The organism is Salegentibacter sp. (assembly GCF_041642575.1).
GTDB lineage: Bacteria > Bacteroidota > Bacteroidia > Flavobacteriales > Flavobacteriaceae > Salegentibacter.
In genome coordinates, this window is sequence record NZ_JBEPWD010000023.1 from 28,317 (window position 1) to 30,008 (window position 1,692).

1 protein-coding gene is annotated in these 1,692 nt (G+C 42.8%); it reads right to left on the reverse strand.

Annotated features, from left to right (window positions below; translation table 11 throughout):
• Positions 1–243 precede the first annotated feature (243 nt).
• Positions 244–1,692 (reverse strand): M20/M25/M40 family metallo-hydrolase (locus ACESK1_RS05920; protein ID WP_372918891.1); only part of this gene is annotated, 1,449 nt, incomplete at its 5' end.

Sequence of the window (1,692 nt, forward strand, 5' to 3'; positions counted from 1 at the left end):
GGAGCGCCTTTAGATCAGGCATCTACCCAACAGAATACAAATACTCCAGAAACCAATACTCAATCTCCAGTGAGGATGAAGAGTTCAAGTTCAGACACTAAGGTCAATCCACCTCATGGTGAACCTGGACATTCCTGTTCAGTGCCTGTAGGAGCTCCTTTAGACGGTTAGAAAGAAATCCAGAATAAAAAAAATCCGTAGCTCTGTTGAGCTACGGATTTTTTTTTGACCAATTTTATCTAATTAATCTAATCCTCCTCTTCGATTTGCATCTCTTGGCTCGGGCCAGGTCATTTGTTCACCAGATCTTCTGCTAATTGGTAAAACCGCTTTCTCTCTGGAAGTAGTTTCAGGATCTTCGCTCGCCATATAGGTCATAATCGCGGTTAAGATCACATTGCTTCTCACATCATCAAAAACAATTTTATCATAAGTATCTAAATTGGTATGCCAGGTATAGTCCCAGTAAGACCAGTTTAAAGAATTTAGCATAAATGCAGGTGCACCGGCTGCTACAAAAGAAGCGTGATCAGTTCCTCCACTCGATGGAGTCCCGGGGAAAGAAGTTTCAATTTCACCCTTAATTTCCTGCGGAACCGGTTCCAGCCATCTTCCTATGTAATCGTAGGCGTGCAGAAAACCCTGTCCGTTAATATTCTTAACCCTTCCGGTTCCATTATCCTGATTGAATAAGGCCTGTACATTAGCAACAATTTCAGGATTATCTTTTACAAAGGCACGGGAACCGTTTAAGCCTTGCTCTTCACTTCCCCAATGTCCGGCAATGATAGTTCGCTTGGGATTTGGATAAAGTTTTTTAAGAATTCGCATAGTTTCCATCATTACGATAGTTCCTGTAGCGTTATCGGTCGCGCCGGTTCCGCCATCCCACGAATCAAAATGCGCTGAAAGAATAACATATTCTTCAGGTTTTTCGCTGCCTTCAATCCTGGCAATAGTATTAAACGTTGGTACTTCTCCAAGATCTTTAGATTGAGCTACCACTTTTATTTTGGGAGCGTTATCATTTTCAGCTAAACGATAAAGCAAGCCATAATCTTCAAGGTTTATATCTATTGTTGGGATTTCACTGGTATACCCTCCAAATACTTTATTTGCACCAAAGCCGTGAGACCAGTTAGAAGTTACAATTCCAGCTGCCCCAGCATTCTCAAGTGCTTTAGGTAATTCCCTGTAACCATACCCAGTCTTATTAATTCGGTCTCTCCAAAGGGAATCGGTTTCTTTTATACTGCCCTGCATCTTTTTCCAGGATTTTTCAGTGGCCCATTCTTCCCAGTTGTATGGAGGTCTCCCGGTAGGTTCGTTTACCGAGATCATCACGAATTTTCCTTTTACCGAAGAAAGCATATTGGCGAAATCAGTAGAGTCTGAAGCTTCTGGCAATAGTATTACCTCAGCGGTTACACCTTTTTTTCCGGTTGAAGGGCTCCAGGCAAGTTGCCTTCCTTGCAGCGTTCTTAATCTTGGCTCTACAAGGTCAATATGGGTGATGCCACGCTCCCAGCCACGCCAGGTACCATATTCTTCGTTTTCAGCTGAAATTCCCCAGCTATCATATTTCTTCACTGCCCAGTCGTGCGCATTTTTCATCTGTGGAGTTCCTACCAATCGTGGACCTACCACATCTACAAGCTCGTGGGCAAGCGCTTCTAATTTTGAATTTTCATT